The 3,699-nt window shown below is 56.0% G+C and carries 2 protein-coding genes; one reads left to right on the top strand and one right to left on the bottom strand.

What is annotated here, in order from left to right; all coding sequences use genetic code 11:
* On the bottom strand, positions 1–2,533 hold a 2,533-nt coding region (locus HV711_RS32975), incomplete at its 3' end, for a type VI secretion system Vgr family protein (RefSeq protein ID WP_254604960.1).
* A 481-nt stretch (positions 2,534–3,014) separates the two neighbouring features.
* On the opposite strand from HV711_RS32975, the gene HV711_RS34140 reads away from it, so the two are divergent.
* Positions 3,015–3,404 (top strand): hypothetical protein, encoded by a 390-nt coding sequence (locus tag HV711_RS34140; RefSeq protein WP_244142802.1) that lies wholly within the window; start codon positions 3,015–3,017, stop codon positions 3,402–3,404.
* Positions 3,405–3,699 lie beyond the last annotated feature (295 nt).

The raw sequence follows: 3,699 nt of genomic DNA, 5'->3' as shown, positions 1-3,699 counted from the left end.
CCGCCCTGAAGCGTTCGCCCTCGAAATCCAACATTGACCATGATCGCAAGGTCGCATAATCTATGCCGCACCCGCCGTCCCAACCTTCAACTGTCTGTGGGACATTGCCGTCGACCGTGCCCGGTGCATGGATCTGGATGTTGCCCCCTTCGATTCTGATATAGGCTCCGCCGGAGGTCAGGAGAATCCCTTTGGCCGAAGCGACCTCGATCGTCTCGCTCGTCGAGAGTAACTTCAAGGTCTTCTGGGCCGTCACTTCCACGTTGTCCGAGTGCGCCCGGATCTCTACTTTGCCTTTGCCCGCGAACAGCTTCATTCCCGAGTTTTGCACGAACAGGCTTATCTTCTCGGTCACACTGGCCAGCAGCGATTTCGCCGATGCGAGATGCGTGCTCTGCCCGCTCACCAGATTGATGTGCTGATCCGCAGAAATTTGTGCAGACTTTTGCGTCGATGTCGCAAACCCTGCAGGGCTCGCAAACAATATGACCGGCTCCTTGAATACGTTCGCATTGCCGGTCCCGCCGCCCGCGGTGTTGCCGCCTGTGTCCGCTGCACCGGAAACGCTATTCTGTGTCGCATCCGTAAATGCTTTGAGCGATTCATACCCATCCTTAAGGCTTCCGGCCTGATGAGTCTCACTTGACTGCGACAGCGATTCCATCACGCTTTCAGAACTGACCAACTGGGCGTTTGCGTTGCGAACGTCGAGCGGCTGGGTTGCCGCGCCGGTGGTGGGATGGGTCGATATGTAGAGCCCCTGACCGGCCCTGACCGCGCCGTAGGCGTCCGACTTGAGGTCGAACCCACTCCCGAGATATGCGCCTCGGGTGTTGCCCGTTTGACTGACCAGATATCCAAGATGCAACTGGGCATTGGTACTGCTGCTATACAACTGGATACGGTTCTGTCCGGTGGCATCGTCCATCACCATCTGATTGAATCCGCTGCCGTGGTACTCCTTCGACTTGTATCCGGAGAGAATTCCGTTCGAATGCCAGTCGGGGGTCTTTGAGCCGTTGTAGAGGCGTCCCGTGACGATAGGTCGATCGCAGTCGCCGTCGAGAAACGACACAATGACTTCCTCGCCGATGCGCGGAACGTGGACTGCACCGTAGCTACCGCCAGCATTTGAATGCGCAACGCGCATCCAGCAAGAAGCGGTTTCGTCTCCCGGGTTCAGCCGATCCCAGTGCATCCGAACCTTGATCCGGTTTAGTGTGTCTGTAAACACTTCCTGGTTGGCAGGCCCAACCACGGTCGCTGTCTGCAGATGCATCGGCGGTTTGGCATGTTCCAGCGGACTGCGATAGGGCACTGTCCGGCGCTGTGCCTCCACGCTCGCCATAAAGAAGCCTTCACTGCCGTCGCTTGATTTGATGATCAGCGCCTGCATACCATACTGTGCTCGTGCGGCGGCCAGAGTGCTATTCAGGCTATGCGGGAAGTCGGTTGTACCGCTAGATACAGGCAAGTTGTTCTCGATCGTCCATTCGACGCCAATCACCGCAAACTGCCGTTCCTGTTGACTACCAACGCTGTGATCCGGGTGATCGGCGAGTTCGAACCACCGGCCGGCATCGATGCGTCGGACGGCGCCCATGCCCTGAAATCGCTTGGCCCGTGATTCCCACTCTTCCATGCGCAGCTTGGAAAGCTGGTCACCGCGCGCCTGCTCCGCATAGCTATACGGACCGGTGTATTCATACACCTCGGCTTGTGACGGCAGGTTGCCTTGCGTAGTCAGCGTGGGGATTGTCGTGCCCTTCGGATTTGCCGCCGATGACGGCGCCTTGTAGTCGAACGTGCGCGTCGTGAGGGTTGTGCTCTGGAGCGTTCGGGTACCACTCCATTGCACGAACGCGTCGGTCTCACTGCCAGTGCCGGATCGGTAGAACTCGACCGCTTGCGGCGACAGTGGCTCCAGCACATCGAGATTATCTGTGACTACCAGCGTATGCGATTTCCCGTCTTCAGCCTGCTCAAAATAGCCGAATAGCCCCTCGGCCTCCATCAAGCGATGACAGAAATTCCAGTCGTCCTCGTATTGAACGCAGAAGGAGCGTTGCGGCAGCGGATTGCGCAGTGTGAAGCGAAATGCGCCCCGAGCCTGCGGATGCATATTAAAGACATCCGTCAGGATTTCATCAACAGACTTGTCCTGCCAGATGCGCGCGTCTTTCCGGAAACGCAGAAAATGCATCCATGATGAGAATTCGATCTGATAACTGGTCAGGGCGCTGTCAGACCCCAAGCGTCGCGCAGTATGCACGTAACCATGGTGCGGAGTGTACGACCGATCGGATTGCTGCATCCATAGAGTTACAGGCTGAGCGATCAGTTTTTTGAGTTCAATTCCATCACTGGTCGAGACAACGTCTAGGGTGAACTCGTAGTGACGGCCAATTCGAGAATTTCCAACAAGGCGTTGCGGTAGCAACACATTTTCACCAAGCGGGGTATCCAGTTTCAATAGCCGGTCACTCTGTGCGAGTCCGCCGGTAATTGCCCCAATCAGGTCTTGCGCTCCCATAACGCCTCTTTTTATTCAACACGCGCCCCCGCGCCATCGCGCGATTCTACATAAAGCAATATAACTATCGCAATCTGGATTCCGAAAACAAATGTTAAATCGGCACAAACTTCTCCTCGGTTCACGCCTGATGAATATCGGAAAAAATTGCAGCATGTTGATAGCGTGCTGCAACGTGGGTGGTATCAAACGGCCGTTCGGAGGAGCCAGAAAGCCAGCTTTTGGTTGTAATTATCCGATTCCATCCTCTTCAGTTACTGTTTATAGTGCTGCACTTAAGCAAAGTCGGGGGTGTTCCTTGATTCGATATAACATTGTTGACGGCGACAAGACGACCGCAGACGGGATTGCGATCGCGTCATCTAACAGTTGCCTTAATATGGGGAAAGCTTTGGTCATGCTAGGTGACTATGCTGAATGCCCTAAGTGCAACTCGAAGGGTCGCATCGTCGGAGACGGGCCTAGGCGGCCGACCAAGCTCATGGGCAGACAGCCGGCGCTAAATAACGATCTCTGCATGTGTTCCTGTGAAGAGAAGCCGCGGCTCATCAACTCGCTCTCGAGCCTGTGGGAAAAGGTCGGCCCCGATGAGGGCGGCAAGCAGTGTTCCTCTGCAAGTGCAGGCATCCCCGGGGCTGAACTCAAGCAAGGCGGCGAGCCGCAATTAGGGCGGCGGTTCCAGTTCGTAGATAGTGAGACGCAGGAGCCCTTGGCAAACCGTCGATACGTCGCCAACGTTGACGGGCAGACGCGCCATGGCGTGACGGATGAAAGCGGTTTTGCCGACATCGACGGCAGGCCGGGTAGTGATATCCAGGTTCATCTCGTGTTCAAAGCGCCCACTGGCAACCTCAAGATTCAGGAAGGTTAATCATGTCGGACTATCACTATGCCCCCGAACACTGGTCGCAGAGCGATCCTGTGCCCAACTATAAGGGCGGACAGGTTGTCGCGGTAACCGTGAATGACCGGGCCGCGACCCGACAAGCCATTGTCACTGTGTTGAAGAAATCAGGCTACACACTCGTAGAGCGTTCGTCTTGGGGCGCAAAGCCTCGAGCTAAAGTCGGAACTGGTGTACGGGGGAGTTGAGGCGGGCGATTGAAGGCGGTGGAGGTTTCAGCTGAGAATCTGATTGTCGAAGTCGGAAACCAGCAAACAACAAA

It is taken from the genome of Paraburkholderia phenoliruptrix, from assembly GCF_902859825.1.
Taxonomy (GTDB): Bacteria; Pseudomonadota; Gammaproteobacteria; order Burkholderiales; family Burkholderiaceae; genus Paraburkholderia; species Paraburkholderia phenoliruptrix.
The sequence above is the reverse complement of the archived record's forward strand: the minus strand, read 5'-3'. Positions and strand labels throughout refer to the sequence as shown.